Below are 2,866 nucleotides of genomic sequence, written 5' to 3'. Positions count from 1 at the left end.
TGACCGCGACACCCCCCCCGCACCGAACGCCCCCGCGCGGACCGGGGACACCGCGCGTGTCCACCAGTACGATGCCGAACTGTTCGACGCCGCGCCGCCACCGCCGCCGCCGGACGGAACGCGAGGCTGCTCGCCTCCGTAACCGCGTACCGGGGCTTCCGGCAGTCGGGCCGACCGACGGGGGAGGCGAAGTGGGCGACGGAGCAAGTGACCGCGACACCCCCCCCGCACCGAACGCCCCCGCGCGGACCGGGGACACCGCGCGTGTCCACCAGTACGATGCCGAACTGTTCGACGCCGCGCCGCCACCGCCGCCGCCGGACGGAACGCGAGGCTGCTCGCCTCCGTAACCGCGTACCGGGGCTTCCGGCAGTCGGGCCGACCGACGGGGGAGGCGAAGTGGGCGACGGAGCAAGGGTGTTCGGCGCCCCGGGTCATGCCGTCGCCGGGACGCGAGGCGTCCGCGGCGAGGACCCGCCCGCCCCCACCGACCCGGCAGCGCCGCCTCCGGCGGGTGCCCGAAGGAAGTATCCGGGGGACCGTTCATGAGCACCACCCTCTACCGGCTGGTCGCCGGCACCGCGGAGCGGCTTCCGGAGGCGCCCGCCCTGGAGCTGCCCGGCAGGACGGTGGGCTACCACGACCTGCTGACGGCCGTGGAGGCCCTCGCGGAGCGGATCCAGCGGGTCGCGGACACGGCGGGACCGATCACCCGGGTGGGCCTCTTCGCGCCCAAGGGCGCCGTGGCCTGCGTGGGGTACCTGGCCGCGTTGCGGCTCGGCGCGGCCGTCGTCCCCCTCAACCCGGCCTATCCGGCCGCCCGCACCCACGACGTGTGCGAACGGGCGGGCGTGGAACTGGTGCTGGCCGACGCGACGGTGTGGCCGGACCCCGCCCCGGACTGGCCGACCGGCCTCCCCACCCTGACGCGGACGCCCGACGAGGCACTCGGCGGCACGCCCCGGGGCACCCTCCCCCCGTACGCGGCGGATCCCGACCGGCTCGCGTACGTCCTCTTCACCTCGGGAACGACCGGCCGGCCCAAGGGGATTCCGGTCAGGCACCGCAACGTCGTGCCGTTCGTCGAGCACAACATCGCCCGGTACGGCATCGGTCCCGGCTGCCGCATGTCGCACACCTTCGACCTGACCTTCGACGCCTCCGTCTTCGACCTCTTCGCCACCTGGGGCGGTGGCGCGACCCTGGTGGTCGCCGACCGGTCCGAGATGTTCGACCCCGCCGAGTACCTCGGACGCAGGAGCCTCACCCACTGGTTCTCCGTGCCCTCGGCCATCTCGGTGAGCGCCCAGTTCGGCACCCTGCCCAGCCGGCCGGTGCCCACCCTGCGCCAGAGCATGTTCGGCGGCGAGCAGCTCACTCGTGAACAGGCGGCCCTGTGGCACACGGCGGTGCCGGATTCGCTGATCGACAACGTCTACGGGCCCAGCGAGCTCGCCGTGGGCTGCACCGGCTACCGGCTGCCCCGCGACCCCCGCCGCTGGCCCCGCACGGCCAACGGCACGGTGCCGATCGGCCGCGTCTACGGCAGCCTGGAGCACCTCGTCACCCCGGATCTCGGCGAGCTGTGCGTACGCGGCCCCCAGCGGTTCGACGGCTACCTCGACGCGGCCGACGACGCCGGCCGCTTCCTGGACCACACCGGCCCCGGCCGCCCCGATCCCTCCCGCCACTACCGCACCGGCGACCGTGTCGGCCTGGAGCAGGGACAGCTGGTCCATCTGGGCAGGCTCGACGACCAGTTGAAGATCATGGGATTCCGGATCGAACCGGGCGAGATCGAGGCCGCTCTGCGCCGTCTGCCCGACGTGGCCGACGCGGTCGTGATCGCCGACGCACGGGGCGACGTCGCCGAACTCGTCGCCTGCTACACCGGCCGCCCGGTGCCCCGGCGCGACCTCGTCCGAGCACTGCGCCGCACGCTGCCCGTGCACCTGCTGCCCCGGCGCTTCGTGCACCTGGAGTCGCTGCCGCGCAACGCCCACGGCAAGACGGACCGGGCCGCCCTGCGCAGCCTCACGACGGAGGCTCCCGCCCCCGCCGCTCCGTGAGCCGTCGTTCCCCGAAAGGGGAACACGTCGGGCCCGGGGAGGCGTACGGCCACCCGGGCCGGCCGGTCCGAGGAACGCCACCGGAACGCGACGCGCCGCGTGCCGGGGTGCGCGACCGCACGGCGCGGGCGACACCCCTGAGGGGTGCGGCCCGCACGGTGCGGTGCGGGCGTCAGTAGATGTGTCCCACGTGCGCGAGAGCCTGCTTCAGCAGGACGCCGTGACCGCCGGGCATCTCGCTCTGCAGGGCCGGCGAGGCCGCCTCCTGCGGCGTGATCCAGACCAGGTCCAGGGCGTCCTGCCGGGGCCGGCAGTCGCCGGTCACCGGTACGACGTACGCCAGGGACACGGCGTGCTGGCGCGGGTCGTGGAAGGCGGTGACGCCGGCCGTGGGGAAGTACTCGGCGACCGTGAACGGCTGGAGGGAGGCGGGGATCCGGGGCAGGGCCACCGGGCCGAGGTCCTTCTCCAGATGGCGCAGCAGGGCGTCGCGGACGCGCTCGTGGTGCATGACCCGGCCGGACACGAGCGTGCGGCTGATCCTTCCCTCCGCACCGATCCGCAGGAGAACACCGATGCTGACGACCTCACCGCTGTCGTCCACGCGTACGGGTACGGCCTCGACGTAGAGGATGGGCATCCGAGCCCGGGCGCTGCTCAGTTCGTCCGTGCTCAGCCAGCCGGGCGTGGTGTCGGTCAAGTCAGACATCGCTTGATCATACTTCCTGGACCGGGTGCCGGCCCAGGTCGCGTGTCTGCCGCCCGGGTGGAGTTCGGACCGCGGCCGCGACGCCCTG

General features: G+C 74.1%; 2 protein-coding genes. One reads left to right on the top strand and one right to left on the bottom strand.

Annotation, left to right across the window (positions count from 1 at the left end):
* The first annotated feature begins 545 nt into the window (after positions 1-545).
* On the top strand, positions 546-2,069 hold the full coding sequence (locus EAO71_RS24880; RefSeq protein WP_147980062.1) for an AMP-binding protein: 1,524 nt from the start codon (positions 546-548) through the stop codon (positions 2,067-2,069).
* A gap of 172 nt (positions 2,070-2,241) precedes the next feature.
* On the opposite strand, the gene EAO71_RS24875 is transcribed toward EAO71_RS24880, so the two are convergent.
* Entirely contained in the window at positions 2,242-2,778 is a 537-nt protein-coding gene (locus EAO71_RS24875; RefSeq protein ID WP_187282813.1) for an NUDIX hydrolase family protein, read from the bottom strand.
* Between the last annotated feature and the right edge of the window lie 88 nt (positions 2,779-2,866).

It is taken from the genome of Streptomyces sp. MS191 (genome assembly GCF_008042125.1).
GTDB lineage: Bacteria > Actinomycetota > Actinomycetes > Streptomycetales > Streptomycetaceae > Streptomyces.
The sequence above is the reverse complement of the archived record's forward strand: the minus strand, read 5'-3'. Positions and strand labels throughout refer to the sequence as shown.

What these genes read in the sequence shown, in the direction of transcription:
- EAO71_RS24875 (WP_187282813.1), bottom strand. Translation starts at nt 2,778, where the DNA reads ATGTCTGACTTGACCGACACCACGCCCGGCTGGCTGAGCACGGACGAA.
- EAO71_RS24880 (WP_147980062.1), top strand. Translation starts at nt 546, where the DNA reads ATGAGCACCACCCTCTACCGGCTGGTCGCCGGCACCGCGGAGCGGCTT.